General features: G+C 57.1%; 21 protein-coding genes. 13 read left to right on the top strand and 8 right to left on the bottom strand.

Annotation, left to right across the window (positions count from 1 at the left end):
• Nucleotides 1-32 precede the first annotated feature (32 nt).
• The 5 genes from SHIM_RS09650 to ptsP all read left to right on the top strand — a co-directional run bounded on the left by SHIM_RS09650 (nucleotide 33) and on the right by ptsP (nucleotide 5,642).
• Nucleotides 33-374: a DUF952 domain-containing protein gene (locus SHIM_RS09650; RefSeq protein WP_054002439.1), complete on the top strand. Its 342-nt coding sequence runs from the start codon at nucleotides 33-35 to the stop codon at nucleotides 372-374.
• A gap of 5 nt (nucleotides 375-379) precedes the next feature.
• Nucleotides 380-1,438 (top strand): quinone-dependent dihydroorotate dehydrogenase, encoded by a 1,059-nt coding sequence (locus tag SHIM_RS09645; protein WP_054002472.1) that lies wholly within the window; start codon nucleotides 380-382, stop codon nucleotides 1,436-1,438.
• Entirely contained in the window at nucleotides 1,435-1,773 is a 339-nt protein-coding gene (gene arsC / locus SHIM_RS09640) for an arsenate reductase (glutaredoxin) (protein WP_054002438.1), read from the top strand. The genes SHIM_RS09645 and arsC overlap by 4 nt, the downstream gene beginning before the upstream one ends.
• Before the next feature lie 178 nt (nucleotides 1,774-1,951).
• Nucleotides 1,952-3,187, top strand: coding sequence for an aspartate kinase (locus SHIM_RS09635; RefSeq protein ID WP_054002437.1), 1,236 nt, complete (start codon nucleotides 1,952-1,954; stop codon nucleotides 3,185-3,187).
• 211 nt (nucleotides 3,188-3,398) lie between these two features.
• Entirely contained in the window at nucleotides 3,399-5,642 is a 2,244-nt protein-coding gene (ptsP, locus tag SHIM_RS09630; protein ID WP_054002471.1) for a phosphoenolpyruvate--protein phosphotransferase, read from the top strand.
• Between the two features lie 9 nt (nucleotides 5,643-5,651).
• Here the strand turns inward: ptsP and SHIM_RS09625 are convergent, their stop codons facing one another.
• Together SHIM_RS09625 and SHIM_RS09615 are read right to left on the bottom strand one after the other, a co-directional pair.
• Entirely contained in the window at nucleotides 5,652-6,431 is a 780-nt protein-coding gene (locus tag SHIM_RS09625) for an EcsC family protein (protein ID WP_054002436.1), read from the bottom strand.
• A 518-nt stretch (nucleotides 6,432-6,949) separates the two neighbouring features.
• Nucleotides 6,950-7,444, bottom strand: coding sequence for a GNAT family N-acetyltransferase (locus SHIM_RS09615; protein WP_054002434.1), 495 nt, complete (start codon nucleotides 7,442-7,444; stop codon nucleotides 6,950-6,952).
• 97 nt (nucleotides 7,445-7,541) lie between these two features.
• Between SHIM_RS09615 and SHIM_RS09610 the strand changes: the two genes are divergently transcribed.
• Nucleotides 7,542-8,147, top strand: coding sequence for a flavin reductase family protein (locus SHIM_RS09610; protein ID WP_054002433.1), 606 nt, complete (start codon nucleotides 7,542-7,544; stop codon nucleotides 8,145-8,147).
• Nucleotides 8,148-8,201: 54 nt separating this feature from the next.
• Here the strand turns inward: SHIM_RS09610 and SHIM_RS09605 are convergent, their stop codons facing one another.
• Nucleotides 8,202-9,113: an AEC family transporter gene (locus SHIM_RS09605; protein WP_054002432.1), complete on the bottom strand. Its 912-nt coding sequence runs from the start codon at nucleotides 9,111-9,113 to the stop codon at nucleotides 8,202-8,204.
• A 566-nt stretch (nucleotides 9,114-9,679) separates the two neighbouring features.
• Here SHIM_RS09605 and SHIM_RS09595 point away from each other — a divergent pair.
• Nucleotides 9,680-10,198, top strand: coding sequence for an NADAR family protein (locus SHIM_RS09595; protein ID WP_054002430.1), 519 nt, complete (start codon nucleotides 9,680-9,682; stop codon nucleotides 10,196-10,198).
• A gap of 209 nt (nucleotides 10,199-10,407) precedes the next feature.
• On the opposite strand, the gene SHIM_RS09590 is transcribed toward SHIM_RS09595, so the two are convergent.
• The 4 genes from SHIM_RS09590 to SHIM_RS09575 all read right to left on the bottom strand — a co-directional run bounded on the left by SHIM_RS09590 (nucleotide 10,408) and on the right by SHIM_RS09575 (nucleotide 14,884).
• Entirely contained in the window at nucleotides 10,408-12,045 is a 1,638-nt protein-coding gene (locus SHIM_RS09590; protein ID WP_054002429.1) for a SulP family inorganic anion transporter, read from the bottom strand.
• Between the two features lie 256 nt (nucleotides 12,046-12,301).
• On the bottom strand, nucleotides 12,302-12,877 hold the full coding sequence (locus tag SHIM_RS09585) for a PA14 domain-containing protein (RefSeq protein ID WP_054002428.1): 576 nt from the start codon (nucleotides 12,875-12,877) through the stop codon (nucleotides 12,302-12,304).
• Between the two features lie 91 nt (nucleotides 12,878-12,968).
• A complete protein-coding gene (gene gph / locus SHIM_RS09580) occupies nucleotides 12,969-13,628 on the bottom strand; it encodes a phosphoglycolate phosphatase (protein ID WP_054002427.1) in 660 nt (219 codons plus the stop codon).
• A 23-nt stretch (nucleotides 13,629-13,651) separates the two neighbouring features.
• On the bottom strand, nucleotides 13,652-14,884 hold the full coding sequence (locus tag SHIM_RS09575; RefSeq protein WP_054002426.1) for a urate hydroxylase PuuD: 1,233 nt from the start codon (nucleotides 14,882-14,884) through the stop codon (nucleotides 13,652-13,654).
• Between the two features lie 114 nt (nucleotides 14,885-14,998).
• On the opposite strand from SHIM_RS09575, the gene SHIM_RS09570 reads away from it, so the two are divergent.
• Complete coding sequence (locus tag SHIM_RS09570) at nucleotides 14,999-15,925, top strand: LysR family transcriptional regulator (protein WP_054002425.1); 927 nt, start codon at nucleotides 14,999-15,001, stop codon at nucleotides 15,923-15,925.
• On the opposite strand, the gene uraH is transcribed toward SHIM_RS09570, so the two are convergent.
• Nucleotides 15,922-16,275, bottom strand: a complete 354-nt coding sequence (gene uraH / locus SHIM_RS09565; RefSeq protein WP_054002470.1) for a hydroxyisourate hydrolase — start codon at nucleotides 16,273-16,275, stop codon at nucleotides 15,922-15,924. The two genes, SHIM_RS09570 and uraH, sit on opposite strands and share 4 nt — an antisense overlap.
• A 160-nt stretch (nucleotides 16,276-16,435) precedes the next feature.
• Between uraH and puuE the strand changes: the two genes are divergently transcribed.
• From puuE to SHIM_RS09540, 5 genes are all read left to right on the top strand, one after another.
• The gene (gene puuE / locus SHIM_RS09560) at nucleotides 16,436-17,851 is read left to right on the top strand and encodes an allantoinase PuuE (protein ID WP_054002469.1); all 1,416 of its coding nucleotides are present in this window, start codon (nucleotides 16,436-16,438) and stop codon (nucleotides 17,849-17,851) included.
• Nucleotides 17,848-18,333, top strand: coding sequence for an ureidoglycolate lyase (locus SHIM_RS09555; protein WP_054002424.1), 486 nt, complete (start codon nucleotides 17,848-17,850; stop codon nucleotides 18,331-18,333). The genes puuE and SHIM_RS09555 overlap by 4 nt, the downstream gene beginning before the upstream one ends.
• Nucleotides 18,334-18,416: 83 nt before the next feature.
• Nucleotides 18,417-19,742, top strand: coding sequence for a uracil-xanthine permease family protein (locus SHIM_RS09550; RefSeq protein ID WP_054002423.1), 1,326 nt, complete (start codon nucleotides 18,417-18,419; stop codon nucleotides 19,740-19,742).
• Nucleotides 19,743-19,931: 189 nt separating this feature from the next.
• On the top strand, nucleotides 19,932-22,586 hold the full coding sequence (aceE, locus tag SHIM_RS09545; protein WP_054002422.1) for a pyruvate dehydrogenase (acetyl-transferring), homodimeric type: 2,655 nt from the start codon (nucleotides 19,932-19,934) through the stop codon (nucleotides 22,584-22,586).
• Nucleotides 22,587-22,610: 24 nt separating this feature from the next.
• On the top strand, nucleotides 22,611-23,864 hold the full coding sequence (locus tag SHIM_RS09540; RefSeq protein WP_054002421.1) for a 2-oxo acid dehydrogenase subunit E2: 1,254 nt from the start codon (nucleotides 22,611-22,613) through the stop codon (nucleotides 23,862-23,864).
• Nucleotides 23,865-23,869: the final 5 nt, after the last annotated feature.

Raw genomic sequence — 23,869 nt, 5'->3', positions numbered from 1 at the left:
ACGGCAGGGGAAGTGCAAGGCATTTGGGCATCATGCTTATTTTTAAGATCTTCCGTGCCGACGAATGGGCGGCCCTGCGTGCTGACGGACAAACCGCTGGCGCGCCGATCGATGTGGCCGACGGCTACGTGCATTTTTCCACGGCTGAACAAGCCGCCGAAACCGCCGCCAAACACTTCGCGGGGGAGGAAAACCTGTTCCTTCTGGCCGTCGAAACCGAGGCGCTGGGCGATGCGCTGAAATGGGAAGTCTCTCGCGGTGGCGCAAAATTCCCCCATCTTTATAGGGAGTTGCAGCTGTCAGACGTGCACTGGGCCCAGCCTTTGCCGCTTGAAAACGGCGCCCATCAATTCCCCGCAGGACTTTTCTCATGACACTCATGCGAACTATGGAACAGCTCGGCATGCGCGCCCTGCGCTCGGTCGACCCCGAAGTCTCGCACACGCTTGCAATCAAAGCGCTGCAAATGGGCGTGGCCAACGCCCCCGGAGAGATCACCTCGTCCCGCCTGCGCACCAATGTCGCCGGTCTGGACCTGCCAAACCCGATTGGCATCGCCGCCGGGTTTGACAAGAACGCCACCGCCCTCAAAGGGCTGTCGGTTTCCGGCTTTGGGTTCCTCGAAGTCGGCGCAGCAACGCCGCGCGCCCAACCCGGCAATCCCAAACCGCGCCTTTTCCGCCTGATGGAAGACCAGGCCGCGATCAACCGCTTTGGGTTTAACAACGACGGTATGGAGGCCATTGCCAACCGCCTCGCAAACCGACCCGAACAAGGCGTGTTCGGCCTCAATCTTGGCGCCAACAAAGACAGCGACGACCGCGCCGCCGATTTTGCCAAAGTGCTCGCCCACTGCGGTGCCCATCTGGATTTCGCCACCGTCAACGTTTCCAGTCCCAACACCGAAAAGCTCCGCGACCTTCAAGGCAAGGCTGCGCTGTCGGCGCTTCTTGCGGGCGTGACGCAGACCCGCGACGAACTTACCCGCAAAATTCCGGTGTTTTTGAAAATCGCCCCTGATCTGACAGATCAGGAACTGGCCGAAATCGCAGAAGTCGCCGTAGAAAGTGGCGTTGATGCGGTGATCGCCACCAATACCACCCTGTCGCGTGACGGATTGAAAGACCCACAAAAAAGCGAAGCCGGTGGTCTGTCCGGAAAACCGCTGTTTGAAAAATCCACCCGCGTGCTCGGACGTCTGAGCCAGTTGACCGACGGCAAGATGCCGTTGATTGGCGTCGGCGGCGTCAGCTCTGCCGAAACCGCTTACGCCAAGATCTGCGCCGGCGCTTCGGCCGTGCAGGTTTATACGGCCTTGGTTTTTGGCGGATTCAGCCTTGGCGAAGACATTATACGCGGCCTGGACACGCTTCTGGAACGCGACGGCTTTGCCAATGTGACCGACGCCGTGGGCACAAAACGCGGGGACTGGCTGTGATCACCATCTGGCACAACCCGCGCTGCTCAAAATCGCGCCAAACTCTGGCGCTGATCGAAGGCAAAGGTGACATCACAGTGCGCCGCTATCTTGATGACGCACCGTCGCTGGAAGACATCGAAAAGGTGCAATCCCTGTTGGGCGTTAAAGCCGTCGACATGATGCGCCCCAAGGAAGCTAGGTTTCGCGAACTGGGCCTCAGCAAGACCGCAGACGAGGCGACGCTGCTGGCGGCCATGGCCGCCAACCCGATCCTGATAGAACGCCCGATTGTGATATCCTCGAGCGCCGCCGCCATCGGCCGGCCGCCCGAAGCGGTGCTGGACATTCTTTAAAGACGTGCTCCCGCCCCTCCGGGTTGGGCATGGCTCAAGCCTTTGGCTTGAGCCTCAAGGGCTCCGCCCCTGCCCTTGGCCTTTTGCGCATCCTGCGTGCCCCTGCGACGTATCCCCGCTTGCGTCGCAGCACCCAAGCGCTTAAACCGCCTCGGAACAAAAGACCAAGGGACAGACCATGCCCGTTCTCGTGATGAAATTCGGCGGCACATCCGTCGCCAACCTCGACCGCATCCGCCGCGCCGCAAAACGCGTCGGCGTAGAGGTCGCCAAAGGCTATGACGTAATCGTCATCGTTTCGGCGATGTCCGGTGAAACCAACAAGCTTGTCGGCCTCGTGGATGACACCTCCCCGCTTTATGATGCCCGTGAATATGATGCGATCGTCAGCTCCGGCGAAAATGTCACCGCTGGTTTGATGGCGTTGACGTTGCAGGAAATGGACGTGCCCGCGCGCAGCTGGCAAGGCTGGCAGGTGCCACTTCTGACGACATCCGCCCATTCGCAAGCCCGGATCGAAGAAATCCCCACCGACAACCTGAACGCCAAATTCGGCGAAGGTATGCGCGTGGCTGTTGTGGCCGGTTTCCAAGGTCTCAGCCCTGAGGGCCGCATCACCACGCTGGGCCGGGGCGGCTCAGATACAACCGCCGTGGCCTTTGCTGCCGCCTTTGGCGCGGAACGCTGCGACATCTATACCGACGTGGACGGCGTTTACACCACCGATCCGCGCATCTCGCCCAAGGCCCGCAAGCTCGACAAAATTTCGTTTGAGGAAATGCTGGAACTTGCCAGCCTCGGTGCCAAAGTCCTGCAAACCCGCTCGGTTGAACTCGCTATGCGCTACAAGGTCAAACTGCGCGTGCTCAGCTCATTTGAAGAACAATCCGACGAGGCCGGCACGCTGGTCTGCGATGAGGAGGAAATCATGGAATCCAATGTAGTGGCCGGCGTGGCCTATTCGCGTGACGAAGCCAAAATGACGCTCTTGTCGGTGGCCGACCGCCCCGGCATCGCCTCTATCATCTTTGGCTGCCTGTCCGACGCCGGCGTGAACGTCGACATGATCGTGCAAAACATTTCCGAGGATGGTCGCACCGACATGACCTGCTCCCTGCCGACCGATCAGGTGGCGCGCGCCAAACAAGCGCTCGAACAGCTCAAAACCGACGGTGGGTTGAACTACGCCGAACTGGTGACAGACGACGGTGTCGCCAAAGTATCGGTTGTCGGCATCGGCATGCGCTCCCAATCCGGCGTTGCTGCCAAGATGTTCAAAGTGCTCTCAGATGAAGGCGTCAACATCAAGGTGATCACCACCTCCGAGATCAAGATCTCGGTACTGATCGACCGCAAATATATGGAACTGGCTGTGCAAGCTCTGCACGACGCGTTCGAGTTGGAAAAAGTCTGACCGCGCAAACCACTTCCGAAATCAAGATGATACCAGCCCCCGCACTGAACCGGCAGGGGCTTTTTCATGCCGACTCCTTTGGGCCTTTTTTGAGCGAAACCGGCACGCTTGGACAAAAGACACGCCTTTCCCACCACAGCCCGGCATTTTCCGTTTTTCTTTCCCTCTGCGTGTGTTCTATTCGAGCGGCAGCAAGGACCCGAAAACTGTTATGGCCCAAGACACGCAAACCGAAAGCCGCAAACTGCTTCAGCGGTTGCGCGACGCGCTGGCAGAAGACAGCGCCGGACAAGAGCGTCTGGACAAGATCACCCACTTGATCGCCACCTCTATGGGCACCGAGGTCTGCTCGATCTACTTGTTTCGCGATGATGAAACGCTCGAACTTTGCGCCACAGAAGGTCTGAACGCGGCGGCTGTGCACCAAACACGCCTGCGCATCGGCGAAGGTCTAGTTGGCCGCGTCGCCAAAGCGTCCAAAGTTGTGAACACCGACGACGCACCGTCTGCGCGCGGCTTCCGTTTTATGCCGGAAACCGGCGAAGAAATCTTCTCCAGCTTCTGCGGTGTTCCGGTTCAACGGCTGGGCGACAACCTTGGCGTTCTCGTTGTACAATCCAAAGAAAAGCGCACCTTCTCGCCGGACGAGGTCTACGCCCTCGAGGTTGTGGCGATGGTTTTGGCCGAAATGACGGAACTGGGTGCTTTTGTCGGCGAAGGCGCCGCTATGTCGGCGCGACACCAGCAATCGGTGATGTTTCGCGGCGGCTGTGCCCAAGAAGGCGCGGCCGAAGGCCACATCTGGCTGCACGAGCCGCGTGTTGTTGTCACCAACCCTGTGGCCGACGATCCCGAAGTTGAGCTCAAACGCTTGTCCGAGGCCGTCGACACCCTGCGCGTCGGCGTCGACAAGATGCTGGATGGCGCGGGCAACGGCGACAAAGAACAGCTTCAGGTGCTCGAAGCCTACCGCATGTTTGCCAACTCCAAAGGCTGGATGCGCCGGATGGAGCAGGACATCGCCCAGGGCCTGTCCGCAGAAGCCGCCGTTGAAAAAGAACAAAATGCCGCCCGCACCCGTATGGAGCAAGTCACCGACGCCTACCTGCGCGAGCGGCTGCACGATCTGGACGACTTGTCCAACCGCCTGCTGCGTATCCTAACGGGCCAAGGCGCCGAAACCGGCGCCGATATGCCGGCCGATCCTGTGTTGGTGGCGCGCAACATCGGTCCCGGTGAACTGCTGGAATATGGCCGCAACCTGCGCGGTATTGTGCTTGAAGAAGGCTCCGTCGGCAGCCACGCCGCCATCGTTGCGCGTGCGCTAGCGATCCCACTGGTGATCCACGCGGACCGCGTCACCACCGAGGCCCTCAATGGCGACCATGTGATGATCGATGGCGATCAGGGCATTGTCCACCTGCGCCCCGACGACACCGTCGTGACGGCGTTCCGAGACAAAATCGCGATGGAGGCCAAAGCGCAAGAACGCTACGCCTCGATCCGCGACAAGCCGGCAACGACGCTGGATGGCGAAACCGTGCATCTAACGATGAACGCCGGTCTCATGGCCGATTTGCCAAGTCTGGCGAACTCGGGCGCAGAAGGCGTCGGCCTGTTCCGTACCGAGCTTCAGTTCCTTGTGCGCAACCAAATGCCGCGCCGCACCGAATTGGCGCAGCTCTACTCGCGAGTGATGGATGCGGCCGATGGCAAACGCGTGGTGTTTCGCACGCTCGACATCGGCTCCGACAAGGTCCTGCCTTATATGGCGCCGCAAGATGAACCCAACCCGGCCCTTGGCTGGCGCGCCGTGCGCGTAGCGCTAGACAAACCCGGCGTGATGCGGATGCAGCTTCAGGCGCTTTTACGCGCCGCAAATGGACGGCCTTTGACGGTGATGTTCCCTTTTATCGCTCAGTTTGACGAATATCGCGCAGCGCGGGCTGAAATGGACAAGGCGCTTGCGCGCGAAACCATTCTCGGTCACCCCCTGCCCGCCAGCCTCGAAGTCGGCGCGATGCTGGAAACACCGTCGCTGGGATTTGCACCCAAGAAATTCTACGAAGAGGTCGACTTTCTCTCGATTGGCGGCAACGATTTGAAACAGTTTTTCTTTGCCGCTGACCGCGAAAACGAACGCGTGCGGCGTCGCTATGACACCCTGAACGTCAGTTTTCTGACCTTCCTCGAAGGCATCGTGAACCGCTGCGTCGATACGGACACTCCGCTAAGTTTTTGTGGCGAAGACGCCGGTCGTCCAATCGAAGCTGTCTGTTTGGCAGCAATCGGCCTGCGCAATCTGTCGATGCGTCCGGCCTCGATTGGTCCTGTCAAAAGCCTGCTGCGACGGGTGAACCTGGCTGAACTCAAAGCAGTGATCGATCAGGCGCGCACCAACGGCGAGCAGTCCGTGCGACCCGAGGTCATGGCCTACTTACGCAGCCAGAGCTAACGGAACCGCCTAGGCGTCGCTTTTGCTGCCTTCCAATCGTTTCAACATGCCCGCCACAAGCTCGTCTGATGGCACATCCGCGTCGATTGCCAACTTGCGCAGACCAAAATGCACATGGGCAATGTCCTGATAATAACTGGTGTAGGCATAATTTGTCGCCGCGCCCATCGCGGCCCCGATCACCGGCACCGCTTGCGCCGCCAGTTTCTGTCCCAAGACCGGCGCCAAACGCGGCACGATCACCGCCTTGATCCATCCGGCACCGCCCATGGCCAGACCCGCACGCTGCTCCAACATCGACAGATCCGCGCCCTTGTCTGCGGTGAAAGGCCCGTTTGCGGCCAACACCTGTAAACAGTCAAACCGGACGCTCTCCTGACTTGGATCAAACCCATGCTGCACCGACACCGCCTGAATGGCGCGCAACAGAACCGTGATGGTCACGGGCAGCTCAGCCAAAGCAGACGTGACGCCGCCAAATCCACCTGCGGCTCCCAAAGCCGCCGTCAGAGACGCATTGACCCAGTCGGGCTGGTCCTTGAGCACTCCACGCGAGCCATCCGCCAGTTTCACGGCTTGTGTCAACGCCATGCCAGTGCCGGAGCCCAGGCCATTTTGCACCTCTTTAGGCAAAGAGGATATCAGCCCCGACACGGGCAAGCCCAACAGGCCCAAAACCTTAATGCCAAGGCCGCTCGCGCCTTTGTATTGCGCCGCCAGCGCATCCAATTTAGAACTTACGTCAATCTCTCGCGCCGAAACATCCGGCAAAATCTCGATTTGTGTCATGGACTAGAAGTAATTGCGAAACTCGCAGCTTCAACCTTTTCGGGCAACAACCGCATAGAATGCTCCTTTAGTGGCTTGCAATTGCGCAGCTAACTCAAATACGTCTAGCAATTTCGCGCCTTTCGCACAGTGCTGACATAGCTCGGGTTCACGTCTATAAGGTTCACATGTTAGTCGAGCACACCTACAGTCACAAAAAGCAAACTAGGCAGGGCGCAGGTGAATTCATCGAGTTAAAGATGCTCGTTGGTGTAGACGATCCTGCGGTGTCGGATAGATTTGAGAACTGGTCGACAGACGGCCGACTCCCTCAGGACCAGCTTAACCAAATAAAAAAGGCGTATCGGCAGCGGTCCAAACACGCGGCTTAAAAAGCCACTCTATTGTTGTAGCTCTCATCGATTACCGTTGGTCTGAAGTCGACACACCTGATTGGTTGTTCGAACAGGGCGCCAAGGCTTGCGTAGAAGAGGCGCTATTATCCCTAAGAAGTCAAAGCTAGAAGATAGAATGGCTACTTAAACCGCGCCGCATACACTCTCCGCCGCCCCGACAACACCGTCCCAAGCGCCCTCAACCAGTTCCCGCCCCAAAACGCGTTCGGGGTTTGTCGGCGGCGGCATTATCACTGCATCCAGCTTCTCAAACCCGAATTTCTGATAATACAGCGCATCGCCAACCAACATCACCCGCGCCCAACCTCTATCGACAGCCCGCGCAAGGCTGTCATCAATCAACATGTGTCCCAGCCCTTCGCCTTGGTGGATTGGATGCACGGCAATCGGCCCCAACAGCAACGCCTTTGCGGTCCCGATGGCCACGGGCCAATACCGGATCGCCGCCGCCAGAGTACCGTCGCCATCGCGCGCCATAAGCGACAGCTCTGCCACCGGATCCACGCCATCGCGCAGCCGATAAGAACTCAGCGCTTCGCGGCCCGGCGCAAAGCAGAGGTCGTAAAGCGCTTCGACCTCCCACCAGTCGTCCGCTGTTTCCTGTGCAACCGTGAACACGTTACTGCGCCCCTTCGCGGCTCTTTGTGGTCTTTTTGCTATTTCCTCGGCCCTAGCATGACGGTACGTCTGGGCGCAAACCAATAGGAAATTCGCGATGTTTTATAAACCCGCCGACGGCCATGATCTGCCACACAACCCGTTCAACGCGCTGATCACCCCGCGCCCAATAGCTTGGGTGTCGACCCAAGACGCAAACGGCGTGCGCAACCTCGCGCCTTATTCGTTTTTCAACGGCACCGCCTACACCCCGCCGCAAGTGATGTTTGCCTCGACCGGCACCAAAGCCGACCAAACCGAAGGCAAAGACAGCCTCGCCAATATCCGCGAAACCGGCGTGTTCTGTATCAACGTGGTCGAGGAAACGATGCGCGACGCGATGAACGTCTCCACCGCCATTTTCGACAAAGATGTGGACGAATTTGACCGCGCCGGCCTTGAGGCCGCGCAATGCGACACCATCGCTTGTCCACGCCTTGTTAGGGCACCTGCCAGCATGGAATGCCGCATGACGCAGATCGTTGAACAGCTTGGTGAAAACAACTTTATCATCATGGGCGAAGTCACCGGCATCCACATGCGCAACGATTGCATGGTCGACGGTAAATTTGACGTCACCACGTTCCGCCCGTTGGCGCGCCTTGGTTATCGCGACTACTCTGTGGTCGACAACACCTTCACGCTGGCCCGCCCTGACGAGTGATCCGATGCCTCTGCCCGCTCTCCCCACCGGAGGGCGCGGCGCACATCGCACCTTCTAAAACACCACCGTTGCCACAGTAATCCAAATCGGCAAGCTCACGGCGCCTAACAACGTCGTCTGCGCGACCAATGTCGCCGCCAATTCACGATCCGCGCCAAACCCCGCCGCCAGCACATGCGCCGCGCTCGCCGTCGGCAAGGCTGCCCAGATCACCAGAACCACCGCCAATGCGGGGCCGAGCCCCAGCGCCATTGACACCGCCAAAGCGGCCGCTGGCATCACCACCAGCTTGGTGGCACAGATATGTCCGCTAAATCGGTTGAGCCGCGCCAAAGCGCCCCAGTTCATCGTCGCCCCGACCGAAATCAAGGCAATCGGGATCGCCGCTGCTGCCAGCATTTCCAAAGGCGCCAGAACCGGTGCCGGAATTTTGATCCCGCTCACGCCCACGATCACGCCACTCAAAGACGCCAACAAAAACGGATTGAGCGCCACCTTCTTGACCGTGCCCCAAAGGCCCAGACTGCCGCCACGTGACAAGCCCGCCACCGCAAACACATTGGCCATCGGCACTGCCATCCCGATGCACACCGCCATTACGCCAGCGTCTGCTTTGTCCGTTGTGGCAATGGCGATAAACGCCAGTGCTGTGTTGAACCGCCAGGATGTTTGCCACGCGCCCGCGAAATCCAGAAACCGCTCTGGCCCGTGTTTGCGCGCCAGATACCCGACACCCAGTCCGACCGCCAACAGCCCCCAAACAATGGGCGCAATGGTGATGATCGCACCCACCTCGATTTCACGCTGACTCGCAGCCACAAACAAAAGCGCCGGAAACAGGATTTCAAAGTTCAGCTTGTCCAAACCCTGCCACGCATTCGCGCTCAGGCGATTGCGCAGCAACCCGCCAAGACCCACCAACAGGAAGGAGGGCAAGAGCCCGATCAGAATTGCAAAGAAGGTCATGAAGCGCGGTCCCAATTTTCAGGAAAGTGATGCGCTTATCTCGCTCAAAGCGCAAGGGTTGCGGGTGCTTGGGGAGGTGCTTTAGAGACATCCGATTGTCCTGCAGGCGCGCTTAATTCGTCGTCCTTGGCGCATCATGGATCGTCGCTGATGCGCTTGCTGGGGCAGGCAGAAACAGCCCGACCCTTCGGCCGGAAAAGAAAAGGCACGTCCACAAATGGTGTGGGCAACACGAAACCGGCCATTCGCTTCGGTTTGGATTGGGTCTGATTGGCGGACGAAGCTGCCGATTCACCATAAGCGTCGCCCACCGCGTCCGAACCGAGGGGTGGAAACGAAGCGCCCGCGTTGTGCCCAAGGCAAACCTGTGGTTTGACGGGGGCGGTTCGGGCGCTGCAAAAGCAACGCTTTGGCAATAGGGAAACATTTGATTGTTCTGGCCACATTGATTGTCGGCTATGCGGACAAAGCGTAAATTCGCTGCGGCTGCGCGGATGACTGCAGTAAAAAATCCTGCATTTTAAACAAGCAAGAGGTTTGCCCACAGAACTGATAAACGATGCGGCATGAATTCAACCGATGGTAAATTTCATTTTTATTGGTCTGGCCCCTTTAGTCAGTGGCAGCGTTCCGAATTTGAGCTGGGCGGCGTCAGCTTTGTAACGGCTGAACAAGCCATGATGTATTCGAAGGCAATCTTATTCGACGATGAGGAAACGGCGGCACTGATATTAGAAGCCACCGATCCCGGGCGGCAAAAAGCGTTGGGGCGGCGCGTGGGGAAATTTAGCGAAGTGGTATGGAATGATAGCAAATATGAGATTGTCTACCGAATTAACCTAGAGAAGTTTCGGCAGAACAAAGGGCTTCGGCGAAAACTGTTCCAGACCGGAGAACGGAAACTAGTGGAAGCCAGTCCGGTGGATACCATTTGGGGTATCGGGCTCGAAGCTTCCGTCGCCAATTTAACACCCGAAGCGCACTGGCCTGGGCAAAATCTTCTGGGGGACATCCTAACCAAAGTGCGAGATGAGTTAAGGGCAACCTTTCCCGATGAGATTGTCCAGATTTCATCAAACTCATGATAAGGTGATTGAAGAACACAAACTCAGTGAAAAATGCGGCCACTGGTGTATTCCGCAGCATTAAGCACAAGGGGCTCAAACCGCGAATACGCTGCGTCCTGCCTTATGTCTGCTTCTGAGAGACCGGACCTCACACAAAATGGCGGGCATCGCCAAACAAAAAGGGCCAGCCCCTCGGCCAGCCCTTTCTCAATCCCATTTTGCGGCGCTTAGTGACCGCCGCCAAACACCCCGGTGCGGACGGAATAATCCACCGCAACCTCGTATTCAGGATCATCATCACTGTCGACAATCAGGTTTCCGGCCCGACTCAGCAACTCGTGGCAATCCCGGCTCAAATGGCGCAGGACCAACTGCTTGCCAGCGGCTTCGTACTTGCCAGCCACAGCCTCAATCGCTTGCAACGCTGACTGATCCACCACGCGGGATCGGGCAAAATCCACAATCACATGTGCCGGATCGCTCTCGATCTCAAACAACTCACCAAAGCCATCGGCCGAACCAAAGAACAATGGTCCTTCGATCTCATAGACTTTCGCACCCGGATCGCTTTCGCTTTCACGGGTGATCGCGTGAATGCGCCGCGCGTTTTGCCATGCATAGGCCAGCGCGCTGACGATCACGCCAACGACAACGGCCACCGCGAGATCTTCAAGCACAGTCACCACTGTCACCAGCACGATCACAAAGGCGTCCATTGCCGGAACCTTGCGCATGATCTTAAAGCTGTTCCACGCAAATGTGCCGATTACCACCATGAACATCACGCCCACAAGCGCCGCCAGTGGAATCTGCTCAATCAGGCTGCTGGCCCAAAGGATAAACGCCAGCAAAAACAGCGCCGCCGCGATGCCTGCGATCCGCGTACGTCCGCCGGATTTCACATTGATCATCGACTGACCGATCATCGCACAGCCACCCATGCCGCCAAAGAAACCAGTCGCCACATTAGACGCGCCCTGCGCAATACATTCTTGGCTGGCGCCACCACGCTTGCCGGTCATTTCCCCCACAAGGTTCAACGTCAGCAGGCTTTCAATCAGGCCAATCGCGGCCAAAATCACCGCATAGGGCAAGATAATGCGGAACGTTTCATACGTCAGCGGCACCGCCGGAATGTGGAACATCGGCAGCCCACCTTCGATCGACGCCATATCGCCCACCCGCGGCACATCCAAGCCAAACACGATTACAACAAGCGCTGTAATCGCGATCCCCGCCAAAGGCGCCGGAAAGGCTTTGGTCACTTTGGGCATCAAATAAATGACCCCCATCGTCAGCCCCACAAGCCCCAGCATGACCATCATTTGTGACATTTCCAACCATTCGCCACCACTCATGCCATGGCCGTCACTGACCATACTGCCGGGCACTTTGAATTGGCTCATTTGCGCCAGGAAAATCACGATCGCGAGACCGTTCACAAAGCCCAACATCACTGGATGCGGCACAAGGCGGATGAATTTCCCCCAATGCATCACACCCGCGATGACTTGCAAAATGCCCATCAGAACCACAGTGGCAAACAGGTATTCCACGCCATGTTGGGCAACCAATGCCACCATAACCACCGCCAGCGCACCGGTCGCGCCGGAAATCATTCCCGGACGCCCACCGAAAATCGCGGTGATCAAACCAACCATAAAGGCGGCATAAAGACCCACCAACGGATTCACCCCAGCCACAAAGGCAAAAGCCACCGCTTCTGGCACCAACGCCAAGGCCACGGTCAAACCGGAAAGCACTTCGGTTTTTACCCGTCCCACCGTCAGACCTTCGTCCTGCATAATCGACAAGTTTGGGGGAGAAATATTCTTAGCCAGCATGGCCAGCGCCGCGCGTCTCATATCGGATACCTGCGTCTGTAAGGAGTGTTCGCTTGTCGCGTGCCTAACGGTTTTCCGCTGGTCACACAAGCGACGGCCCTCTCGAACCAGCCGTCAGCGCAAAACCCGTTGCGCAAAATCCCGTTTTCGCCTGCTTTCTGGGCTTTCAAAACGCCACCTACGCGATACGGACGCAATACCGTCGCAATACTTATCTGACATTGTCGCACGAAAAAGGGGGCCAAAGCCCCCTTCTGTGCACCAATCTAGGTGAACGTCACTTATAGCCAAATGCCGAATTCGGGATCAGCTGACGCTTGCCGCCAGGGGCTTTCCACTCTGATTCCAGACAGGCTGTACCTTCTTTCTGGAAATAGACCGCTTTGAAATCATACCAGCCCGCGCTAGGCACTTTGATCTTTGGCCGTCCCGCGCTGGCGCATGGCGAGATCCCGTTCAGCTTCGCCACCTGCTTGCCGTCGATCCAGATTTCCGAGCCATCATTGCTAAAGAATTCAAGGTCATAGGTGCCAGCCGCCGGAAACTTGATATAGCCGGAAATATCCGCGACCACCAATTCCGCAAGCCCCGAAGTCAGCACCTCGGCGCCGCGTCCTTTGTCAGGGTAGTTGAACCCCGAAAGCGGCGTGCCCGGCTTGGCCTTGCTCAACCGCTGCTTGGCGTTGCTCACAGTCCGAACCGAGCGCTCACCTGTATAGTAAGACACTTTCAACCCACTTTTCAGCCCGCTTGGTTGCGGGTTTGCAGGCGAAACTTCGATCTCCGCCGCGCTCACAGCTCCGGCAACCATCAACGAAAGAGCAGCCAAGCCTTTGGCAAAAAAGGATTTCATGGAAAAATCTCCCAGCTAAGTCACAGTTATGCCCAGCCTAGAGACAATTGCCGCATGGGGGCAAGCGACGATTGCGTGACGAGCCGTAAGTTTAGGCCCCTCGCAGGGCATCATCAACGATTGCCGCAAGGGCGTCGTAGTTGGAAAACACATAGTCGTGCGGTAATTCATCAACAGGTTTTTTCCGATAGCCCTCTGTAAACAAAGCGAACTTCACTCCAGCCGCTGCCGCAGTCTCTGCATCGATTTCGCTGTCGCCGACATACAGCGCTGACCCGCGGCCCATAGCGTTCCAAACAGCTTCAAGTGGTCGCGGGTCAGGCTTGCGCCAAGCCAGTGTGTCGCCACCAATAACCACATCGAACACCTGATCCCACCCCAGCAGCTGCAACACATGCCGCGCTGCATTTTCTGGCTTGTTGGTGCAGATACCTAGCCGAATGCCGTGTGTTTGCAGGCTGATCAGCGTTTCAGCTACGCCTTGATAGGGTCTCGTTAAGGAGCCGTCCGCAGCGTTGTAAATTGCCAGAACTTCATCGTGCAGGCTCTGGTACTCAGCGTCATCAACACCCCGAGAGGCCATCGCCAACCGAATTAAATTCGGCAATCCTTTCCCAACAAATGAGATCACTGTTGGTAAATCAAATGGCGCATAACCTCGCGCCATCCATACCCGATTTACCGAATCCTGAATTTCGGGCGCGCTATCAACAAGCGTCCCGTCCAAATCAAAAATAACCGCCTTAGCCATAAAATTCCTTCACGACATCATCCCTAGCTGCGCGCCGCCCTATACCAAGCCACAATCGCGCGACGCTCTTCCGGTTCCATCCAGCTTACGTTGGCCGGAGGCATCGCGTTCGTTACACCGGCATGCAAATAGATCTGCTGTGCATAGGCCGCCACCTCGGAGGGAGTTTCCAACAGCACGTTCTTTGGCGCGCGATGAATACCGTCATACCCCGGTTCCCGCGCGTGACACATCGAACAGCGTCCCAGCACGATATCGGTCACATCTTCAAACCCAGCCGCATCCGCATAAACCTGCTCAGTCGGCGTCAACGCACGCGCCTCTTCGTCTTCCAGATCACTCTGCGTCAAAGGCGCAGTCGACAACCACATGATTGCTATAAATAGGATCGCCGTCACCGCCCAAGTCCAATAAGGCTTGCCTTTGCGAGCGTGCATCGAGTTAAAGAAATGACGGATCGTGACGCCCATCAAAAACACCAGAGCGGCAATCAACCAATTGTATTGGCTCGCAAAAGCCAAGGGATAGTGGTTGGACAACATCAGGAACACAACCGGAAGCGTCAGATAGTTGTTGTGGGTAGAACGCAGTTTGGCGATCTTGCCGTATTTGGCGTCCGGCGTTCGGCCTTCCTGCAAATCTTTCACCACGATCCGCTGGTTTGGCATAATGATAAAAAACACGTTGGCCGTCATAATCGTCGCGGTGAAAGCACCCAGATGAAGCATCATCGCGCGGCCTGTGAATATCTGGTTGTAACCGTATCCCATCGCCACAAGAAGCCCGAAAAGCAACAACATCAGCACCGTCGGATGCTCACCCAACCGCGACTTGCACAGCACGTCATAAACAATCCAGCCCACGGTCAGGGAGGCTGCAGATATCGCGATGCCCTGCCACAACGCCAAATCGGCTTTGGCCTGATCAATCAGATACAGCTCACCCCCGGCCCAATAGACAACCATCAAAAGGGCCGCACCCGACAACCAAGTCGAATAGCTCTCCCATTTGAACCATGTCAGATGATCGGGCATTTCGGCTGGCGCCACCAGATACTTGCGCACGTGGTAAAATCCGCCGCCATGCACTTGCCATTCTTCGCCATGCGCGCCCTTGGGCAGGTCCGGCGCCTGGCGCAACCCAAGGTCCAGCGCGATAAAATAAAACGAGGAACCAATCCAAGCGATTGCCGTAATCACATGCAGCCAGCGCACGCCAAATCCCAGCCAGTCCCAGATGATCGCCAAGTCCGCCATGTCACGCTCCTTAAATCTGTTCCATAAACGCTAGCGCAGCCTCGCTTTCTTCTCTATCGTTAAAATCTCCGAACAGCTTCAAAAATATCCTGAAGATAGCGCCCAATTACCACCATGTCCTACTTCGACAATATCCGCACTTTTGTTCGCGTCTACGAACTTGGCAGCATGTCCGCAGCGGCGCGCGATCAGCGCATTTCTGCGGCTGTCGCGTCCTCACGTATTTCGCAACTTGAGGACTATCTAAGTGTCCGGCTGTTTCACCGCACAACGCGGCAACTCAACCCGACCGAACAAGGCAACATCTTCTACGAAGGCGCCTGCAAGATCCTTGAATCGATTGACGAAGCTGAAGCGGCGGTGAATTCCATTACCCAAAGCCCTCGCGGTTTGCTGCATGTCGCAGCGCCTCTAGGTGTGGGGAGGCGTCTGATTGCCCCGCTTATTCCCAAATTTAAAAAGGAATACCCGCTGATAGATTTGCGCTTGCGACTTTCAGATCGCAAGCTTGACCTAACCGCCGAAGGCTTGGACGTAGCCTTCTTCCTTGGCTTGCCTGAGGACAGTACACTGCGCATCAAGAAGATCGCCGACTGCGACCGGGTTCTCTGCGCCTCTCCCGCTTATCTTTTCGAGCGCGGCACGCCAGAGGCCGCAGGGCAACTGACAAATGGCACCCACGACTGCCTCAATTTGCGTTATCCCGGCGCGCCAGAATTTCAGTGGCCGCTCGAAACCGCTGATGGCGTGCAACGGTTTGCAGTGAAGGGCCCCTTTGAATCAGATGACGGCGATGTATTGACCAATTGGGCTCTGGACGGATTGGGCATCACGCTCAAACCAGTGTTTGAGATCGCCGAGCACCTCGCCTCAGGGTCTTTGACGCCCGTCCTTACAGACACGCCCCCAGTTCCAGTCCAAATGGCGTTGCTCTACACGCATCGCCGCCATCAGGATCCCAAAACGCGACTGTTCATCGACTGGATGACGCCACGCGTCCAGACGGAACTGAAGAAAAACTTAGCGACGGCAGCAGTTTAGCTTCCACGGTAGGTAGAATATCCGAACGGTGATAGCAAAAGGGGCACGTGATAGTGATCCTCTGCGTCCATGCCAAACCGGATCGGTATGCTGTCCAAAAACAGGGTTTCACCTTCGACTTGTCCCGTTTTCCGCAAATAGTCGCCGCAGAAAAAGATCAGTTCATAGCTGCCTGTTTTGAATTTACCTTCCGGCAGGATTGGGCCGTCGGTGCGCCCATCTTTGTTGGTGACGGCCTCGGCAATCATGCGATGCGAATTGCCGGATACGCGATAAAGCGCGATCTTGATGCCTTCGGCCGGCACCCCTCGTGCAGTGTCCAGTATATGAGTGGTAAGATAGCCAGCCATCATTCGCCCCTTTTTCAATCGTTCCACGGTTTTAGCGCCCATTGCTGCGGCAAGTGCAGAGTGCGCGCTCCGATAGCTCTTTCAAAAATAATAAGAAAGTATTGCCCCGTTTTATCGGATAAAACAGAGCAAACGCAAACAGGGCCACTAACGACCTATGGTGAACCGCTACACTCGTGACATGCGGGGCTATGGCCCCAACCCTCCGCACGCCCAATGGCCCGACGGGGCCAAAGTCGCTGTTCAATTTGTTTTGAACTACGAAGAAGGCGGCGAAAACTGCGTTCTGCATGGGGACGCAGGATCCGAGGCTTTCCTCTCCGACATCCCAGGCGCGGCTTCCTGGTCCGGACAGCGTCACTGGAACATGGAGTCGATCTACGAATACGGTGCCCGTGCAGGCTTCTGGCGCCTGCACCACTTATTCACTGAAGCCTCCATACCTATAACGATCTACGGCGTTGCCACTGCCCTCGCCCGTAGCCCTGAACAGGTTGCGGCGATGAAAGCCGCCGATTGGGAAATCGCAAGCCACGGGCTCAAGTGGGTTGAACACAAGGATATGCCGCAGGATGAGGAGCGCGCGGCGATTGCCGAGGCGATCCGGCTCCACGCCGAAGTTGTCGGGGAACGCCCTCGCGGCTGGTACACTGGGCGCTGCTCGCAAAACACGGTCCGACTTGTCGCCGAAGAGGGCGGTTTTGACTACGTGTCAGACACCTACGACGATGATCTGCCATATTGGTTGGAGGTCGAGGACCGCGATCAGCTGATCATTCCTTACACGCTGGAAGCCAACGACATGCGGTTTGCCACCGCACCGGGCTACATCACCGGCGAACAGTTTTTCACTTACCTAAAAGACGCCTTTGACGTGCTCTATGAAGAAGGCAGCGAGGGCGCGCCTAAGATGATGTCAATCGGTCTACATTGCCGCTTGATCGGGCGTCCGGGTAAATTGGCGGGTTTGAAGAAATTCATCGATTACATCCAAGGCTACGAGGATGTCTGGACGCCTCGCCGGATCGACATTGCCAAACACTGGGCCAAAACCCACCCACATCAGCGCTACGCGCGCCCAAGCCAGATGAACAAGACCGACTTTGTAGCCGCCTACGGCGGTATTTTTGAGCATTCCAAATGGGTTGCCGAAGGCGCCTTTGAACTTGAGCTTGGCCCCGCCCATGACAGCGCCGTCGGCTTGCACAACGCGCTCTGCCGCACCTTCCGCACCGCCAGCCGCTCTGCGCGGATGGATGTGCTCACGGCGCACCCCGATCTCGCGGGCAAGCTCGCTGCGGCAGGCCGCTTGACCGCCGAAAGCACAACTGAGCAAGCCAGCGCGGGCCTTGATATCCTGACGGATCAGGAACGAGACATCTTCACGCGTCTCAATACCGAATACGTCGCCAAACACGGCTTTCCTTTCATCATCGCGGTTCGTGACAACGACAAAAACTCGATCATGGCCGCGTTTGAAAGACGCATCGGGCACGACAGCGATACCGAATTCGACGAGGCCTGTAAGCAGGTCGAACGGATCGCCTATTTCCGTCTATTGGCCGTGTTGCCGTGACCACAATCCTCATCAAACCGCTGACAGTTCAGGATTTTGCGCCGTTTGGTGAGGCGATCACGCTTCGGGACTCTCCCGACAAACTCATCAACCAAGGCCTGTGCGGGCGGCATCACGACCTCGCAAAGATGGATTTCTCAGGAGGGCGAGCAGGGATTTCGCTTTTTGATGCAGAACCGCGCGGCTTGCCCTACGACCTGAACATGATGGAGCGCCATCCCGACGGCTCTCAAGCCTTTCTGCCGATGACGCAACACGCGTTTCTGGTGATCGTCGCGCCCGACACCGCCGGCCAGCCGGGCACACCGCAGGCCTTTCTTACAGCGCCCGGACAGGGCATCAATTTCCATCGCAACACATGGCATGGGGTGCTGACACCTCTGCATGCGCCTGGGCTTTTTGCTGTGATCGATCGGATCGGCGACGGCCCCAATCTCGAAGAATTCTGGTTCGACACACCTTACAAAATTGTGTCAGCCTGAAGACCGCCGGGCAACGACCCGGCTTCCACACAGCCGCCAAACCGAAAAGAGCGGCGCCTCACACACTCAACAGGAGAAGAGTAATGGCTGACACATCAGCAAACACGGGACAGATATCAGATCCGAATTTCACCCCACCCCTAGGGCAAGCAATTCCCCTTGGATTCCAACACGTTCTGGCAATGTTTGCCTCCAACGTCACACCCTCAATAATCGTCGCGGGCGCGGCAGGTCTGGCCTTTGGCGGGCCAGAGCAGATCTATCTGATCCAGATGGCGATGCTGTTTGCGGGTATTGCAACGCTGTTTCAAACCGTGGGCTTTGGCCCTGTGGGTGCACGCTTGCCAATCATGCAGGGCACCAGCTTTGCCTTTGTTGGCGTTCTGGCCGGCATCGCTGCGACACAAGGCCTAAGCGTGGCCTTGACCGCCTGTATCATTGGCGGCGTGGTCCATTTCGCGCTGGGTTCAGTGATCGGCAAATTGCGCTGGCTGTTCCCACCTTTGGTAACGGGCCTCGTCATTCTGGCGATTGGTCTTTACCTGATCCCCGTTGCGATCAAGTACGCGGCCGGCGGTGCCGCCTCGTTCCAAATGGAAGCCGAAAGCTTTGGCTCCCTAAAACATTGGTCAGTTGCTCTGACCGTGGTGATTGTTGCTTTGGGCCTCAAGTTCTTTACCAAAGGTGTTCTTTCGAGCGCGGCCATTCTGGTTGGCTTGCTGGCGGGCTATGCGTTGGCATTCATCCTTGGCATGGTCAGCTTTGCATCAGTTGGCAAGGCAAGCTGGATCACGGGCATCACCCCTCTGCCTTACGGGTTTGAATTCAACCTCGGCGCTGTGATTGCGGTCACGTTGGTCTCCATCGTTTCGGCCATTGAAACCGTGGGCGATGCCTCAGCGACAGCCAAGGCAGGTGCCGGGCGCGACGCCACCGATGAAGAAATCGCTGGCGCGACATATGCGGATGGTTTGGGCACTGCAATTGCCGGTGTGTTTGGCGGCCTGCCGAACACATCCTTCAGCCAGAACGTTGGTATTGTCGGTATGACGGGCGTCATGAGTCGCCATGTGGTGACTATTGGCGGCATTGTCCTGATCGTTTGCGGGCTTGTGCCCAAGATCGGCGCTATAATCGCTTCCATGCCACTGCCTGTGCTTGGTGGTGGCGTGATTGTGATGTTCGGCATGGTGGCATCGGCAGGCCTGAACGTCCTGACCGAAGTCAAAATGAACCGCCGCAACATGGTGATCATCGCGATCTCGTTGGCGGTTGGCTTAGGTCTGAACCTTGTTCCGACAGCCGTGCAGTACCTACCGGGCGTTGTGAAAACACTTATGACCTCGGCCGTTGCACCAACCGCGCTTTGCGCGATTGTACTCAACCTGGTGCTGCCGCAAGAAGACTGACGCAGTTACTTTAAAGCATTTCCCAAGGGGCCTTCGGGCCCCTTTTTTTGTGCTCGGAGGCCAGTGCTTAACCCGAACGTAAGCTTTTCCTTCAGCGCATGGGAGCCATGCGTGACAAAGGCTACCACAATAGTTTAATATTAAACTATAAGTTTTCCCAACTTGGACTTCAGTGGAGGAGACGCCAGCATGGCGAACGAGTTTCCCGATATCGACCCGGTAGAATCCCAAGAATGGCAGGACGCCATCGAGGATGTGATTGCACGGGACGGACCTGACCGAGCCCATTACCTGTTGGACAAAGCCGTACAACAGGCACGGGCCTCCGGCGCCACACTTCCGTTCTCGGCAACCACACCGTACCAGAACACCATCCCTGCCGACGATCAGGAAGAGTTCCCCGGTGACACGGACATGGAATGGCGCATCCGCACAATCAATCGATGGAATGCGATGGCCACGGTGGTACGCCGCAACAAAGAAAGCAGCGAGTATGGTGGCCACATCGCCTCGTTCGCCTCCTCTGCCGTTATGTATGATATAGGGCTGAACCATTTCTGGCGCAGCAAGTCTGCGATCCACGGCGGCGACCTCGTGTTCTTTCAGGGCCATGTGATCCCGGGCATATATGCACGCTCATTTATGGAAGGTCGCATTACCGAAGAACAACTGGAAAACTTCCGCTCCGAAGTGGCCGGAAACGGCTTGTCGTCTTATCCGCACCCTTGGCTGATGCCCGACTATTGGCAATTTCCGACTGTCTCTATGGGCCTCGGCCCGCTGATGGCGATCTACCAAGCTCGGTTCATGAAATACATGCACAACCGTGGTCTGATCGACATGGCCGACCGCAAAGTCTGGTGCTTCCTGGGCGATGGCGAGATGGACGAGCCCGAAAGCCGTGGGGCGATCGACCTTGCTGCCCGCGAAGGCCTCGACAATCTGATCTTTGTGGTCAACTGCAATCTGCAACGCCTTGATGGACCCGTTCGCGGCAACCACAAGATTGTGCAGGAACTTGAGGGCGACTTCCGCGGTGCCGGATGGAACGTTATCAAACTCCTGTGGGGCAAAGGCTGGGATGCGCTTCTGGAAAAAGACACCTCCGGCAAGCTGCGGCAATTGATGAACGAGACCGTGGATGGTGACTATCAGACGTTCAAATCCAAAGACGGCGCCTATATTCGCGAGCACTTCTTCGGCAAATATCCTGAGACTGCGGAACTGGTGAAAGACTGGAGCGATGAGCAGATCTGGGCACTGCGCCGTGGGGGGCATGATCCGCAAAAGGTCTACACCGCCTTCAAACGTGCCAGCGACACCAAAGGCCAGCCGACTTGTTTGCTGGTGAAAACCGTCAAAGGCTACGGCATGGGCTCCGCCGGCGAAGGTCAGAACACCACGCACCAGCAAAAGAAAATGGCCGAAGATCAGCTGCGCGCGTTCCGTGACCGGTTTGAAATCCCGGTCCGCGACGAAGACCTGCCCAACGCGCCGTTTGTCAAACTGAACAACGCGCAAAAGGCCTATCTCGCCGACCGCCGCAAAGAGCTTGGTGGTGAATTCCCCAAACGCGAGAGCCAATCGCCCAAGATGGAAATCCCCGATCTTGACAAATTTGCCGCCCAACTTAAGGGCACTGGCGAACGCGAGATTTCCACGACCATGGCCTTTGTCCGCATTCTGACCACGCTTTTGCGCGACAAGCAGATCGGCAAACAGGTGGTGCCCATTGTACCCGACGAAAGCCGTACATTTGGCATGGAGGGGCTTTTCCGGTCAGTCGGGATTTACAACCCCGAAGGGCAGAAATACACGCCAGAAGATGCGGATCAGATGATGTATTATAAGGAATCGACCAATGGTCAGGTTCTGCAAGAAGGCATCAACGAAGCGGGCGCGATGGCAGACTGGATTGCGGCGGCGACGTCTTATTCCAACCACGGCGTGCCGATGATTCCGTTCTTCATCTACTACTCAATGTTTGGTTTTCAGCGGATCGGCGATCTGGCTTGGGCCGCAGGCGATAGCCGCGCACGTGGCTTTATGTTGGGTGGCACCGCTGGACGCACGACGCTAAACGGAGAAGGCTTGCAGCACGAAGACGGCCATAGCCACATCCTCGCCAGCACCATCCCGAACTGCATCACCTACGACCCGACTTTCCAGCATGAGGTCGCCGTGATTGTGCAGCATGGTCTGAAGCGCATGTATGAGGATCAGGAAGACGTATTCTTCTACCTCACTCTGATGAACGAGAACTACGCTCACCCTGAAATGCCCATGGGCGTGGAGCAGGAAATCATCAAAGGCCTCTACCGTTTCAAAGAGGTCAAAAAACCGACTAAGAAGCATGTAACGCTGATGGGATCCGGTACCATTCTGGTGCAGGCGATCAAGGCAGCCGAGATGCTTGAGGCAGACTTTGGCGTAACCAGCGAAATCTGGTCCGCAACCAGCTTCAATGAACTCGCTCGGGATTGTCAGGACGTGGCCCGCCACAACCGCCTGAACCCACTCGCCGAACCGAAAGTGTCGTTTGTGGCGGAGCAGCTAAGCAAGGCCAATGGTCCTGTGATCGCCGCCACTGACTATATGAAAAACTATGCCGAACAGATCCGCACCTGTGTGCCGCACAGCTACACAGTGCTGGGTACGGACGGCTTCGGTCGGTCCGACAGTCGTGTGAACTTGCGCCGCTTCTTTGAGGTGGACGCAAATCACATCGCAGCGGCGGCCATGGTGGGCTTGTTCCGCGAAGGGTCCATCACCAAAAAAGAGCTTGAGGCCGCATTGGCCAAATATGACATCGACGGCGCCAAGCCGAACCCGCGCCTGGTGTGATCGGGAAGAGAGGAGAATTTCGAAATGACAATTGAAATCAAAGTTCCCGACATCGGCGATTTTTCTGATGTGCCTGTGGTAACCGTTCTGGTCAGCGTCGGCGACGTTGTCTCTGAGGAAGACCCACTGATTGAAGTCGAAAGCGACAAGGCGACGATGGAAGTGCCTTCGCCGTCGGCAGGTAAAGTGGTCGAATTGAAGGTCAGTGAGGGCGACTCTGTGTCGGAAGGCACGTTGATCCTTTTGCTTGAAGCTGAAAATGGCGCAGTCTCGGAAACCGTCGAGGTCTCCTCACCCGCTGCTGCCCCTGAAACCGCGATGCCCGCAGCACCAGCAGCGGCCCCTGCGGCAGTGACAGACGCTGGATTTGGAAAAGCCCACGCATCGCCGTCTGTGCGTGCCTTTGCCCGCCAATTGGACGTGGATCTGGCCAAGGTGAACGGCTCCGGTCGCAAAGGCCGCATTCTGCGCGAAGACGTGACCGCGTTCCTAAAGTCATCGACCACAATCGCACCCGCGTCTGCCGCGGCGCCGGGCGGCATGGGAATACCCCCAATTCCTGTGGTGGATTTCTCTAAGTTCGGTCCTATCGAAGATGTAGAAATGCCGCGGATCAAGAAGCTCTCCGGCCCGGCACTTCATCGCAGCTGGCTCAACATCCCGCATGTCACTCACAATGACGAAGCGGACATCAGCGATCTGGACAAATACCGCAAGGAAATGGACACAATGGCCAAGGACGACGGCTATCGCGTGACGCTGTTGTCGTTTGTGATCAAGGCCTCTGTTTCCGCACTCAAGCAGCATTGGGAAGTAAACGCCTCGATCCATCCTGACGGCGACAAGCTCATCAGGAAAAACTACTATAACATCGGCTTTGCAGCCGACACGCCCAACGGGCTTGTTGTGCCAGTGATCAAAGATGCGGACCGCAAGGGTATCGTCGAAATCTCGAAGGATCTCATGGAGTTGTCGGGCAAAGCTCGCGCTGGGGACCTGAAGGGGCCAGACATGCAGGGCGCGACATTCACCATCTCTTCGCTTGGGGGCATAGGTGGCACGTCTTTCACCCCAATTGTGAACGCACCCGAAGTGGCAATTTTGGGCCTGACCCGTAGTAAAATGGCACCGATCTGGAACGGCGAGGAATTTGTACCACGTCTGATGCAGCCCCTGTCTCTCAGCTACGACCACCGTGCCATCGACGGAGCTTTGGCTGCACGGTTCACTGTGACGCTGAAAACTCTGCTGGGTGACATGCGCAAGTTGATGTGGTGAGGAGA

Origin of the sequence: Shimia sp. SK013 (assembly GCF_001292625.1) — a bacterium.
Lineage (GTDB): Bacteria > Pseudomonadota > Alphaproteobacteria > Rhodobacterales > Rhodobacteraceae > Shimia.
This window is presented reverse-complemented; position numbering and strand designations above follow the sequence as displayed.

Excerpts from the sequence above, each read along its gene's own strand:
- SHIM_RS09650 (WP_054002439.1), top strand. The coding sequence starts at position 33 with ATGCTTATTTTTAAGATCTTCCGTGCCGACGAATGGGCGGCCCTGCGT.
- SHIM_RS09645 (WP_054002472.1), top strand. The coding sequence starts at position 380 with ATGCGAACTATGGAACAGCTCGGCATGCGCGCCCTGCGCTCGGTCGAC.
- SHIM_RS09635 (WP_054002437.1), top strand. The coding sequence starts at position 1,952 with ATGCCCGTTCTCGTGATGAAATTCGGCGGCACATCCGTCGCCAACCTC.
- ptsP (WP_054002471.1), top strand. The coding sequence starts at position 3,399 with ATGGCCCAAGACACGCAAACCGAAAGCCGCAAACTGCTTCAGCGGTTG.
- SHIM_RS09625 (WP_054002436.1), bottom strand. The coding sequence starts at position 6,431 with ATGACACAAATCGAGATTTTGCCGGATGTTTCGGCGCGAGAGATTGAC.
- SHIM_RS09610 (WP_054002433.1), top strand. The coding sequence starts at position 7,542 with ATGTTTTATAAACCCGCCGACGGCCATGATCTGCCACACAACCCGTTC.
- SHIM_RS09605 (WP_054002432.1), bottom strand. The coding sequence starts at position 9,113 with ATGACCTTCTTTGCAATTCTGATCGGGCTCTTGCCCTCCTTCCTGTTG.
- SHIM_RS09595 (WP_054002430.1), top strand. The coding sequence starts at position 9,680 with ATGAATTCAACCGATGGTAAATTTCATTTTTATTGGTCTGGCCCCTTT.
- SHIM_RS09590 (WP_054002429.1), bottom strand. The coding sequence starts at position 12,045 with ATGAGACGCGCGGCGCTGGCCATGCTGGCTAAGAATATTTCTCCCCCA.
- SHIM_RS09585 (WP_054002428.1), bottom strand. The coding sequence starts at position 12,877 with ATGAAATCCTTTTTTGCCAAAGGCTTGGCTGCTCTTTCGTTGATGGTT.
- gph (WP_054002427.1), bottom strand. The coding sequence starts at position 13,628 with ATGGCTAAGGCGGTTATTTTTGATTTGGACGGGACGCTTGTTGATAGC.
- SHIM_RS09575 (WP_054002426.1), bottom strand. The coding sequence starts at position 14,884 with ATGGCGGACTTGGCGATCATCTGGGACTGGCTGGGATTTGGCGTGCGC.
- SHIM_RS09570 (WP_054002425.1), top strand. The coding sequence starts at position 14,999 with ATGTCCTACTTCGACAATATCCGCACTTTTGTTCGCGTCTACGAACTT.
- uraH (WP_054002470.1), bottom strand. The coding sequence starts at position 16,275 with ATGGCTGGCTATCTTACCACTCATATACTGGACACTGCACGAGGGGTG.
- SHIM_RS09550 (WP_054002423.1), top strand. The coding sequence starts at position 18,417 with ATGGCTGACACATCAGCAAACACGGGACAGATATCAGATCCGAATTTC.
- aceE (WP_054002422.1), top strand. The coding sequence starts at position 19,932 with ATGGCGAACGAGTTTCCCGATATCGACCCGGTAGAATCCCAAGAATGG.
- SHIM_RS09540 (WP_054002421.1), top strand. The coding sequence starts at position 22,611 with ATGACAATTGAAATCAAAGTTCCCGACATCGGCGATTTTTCTGATGTG.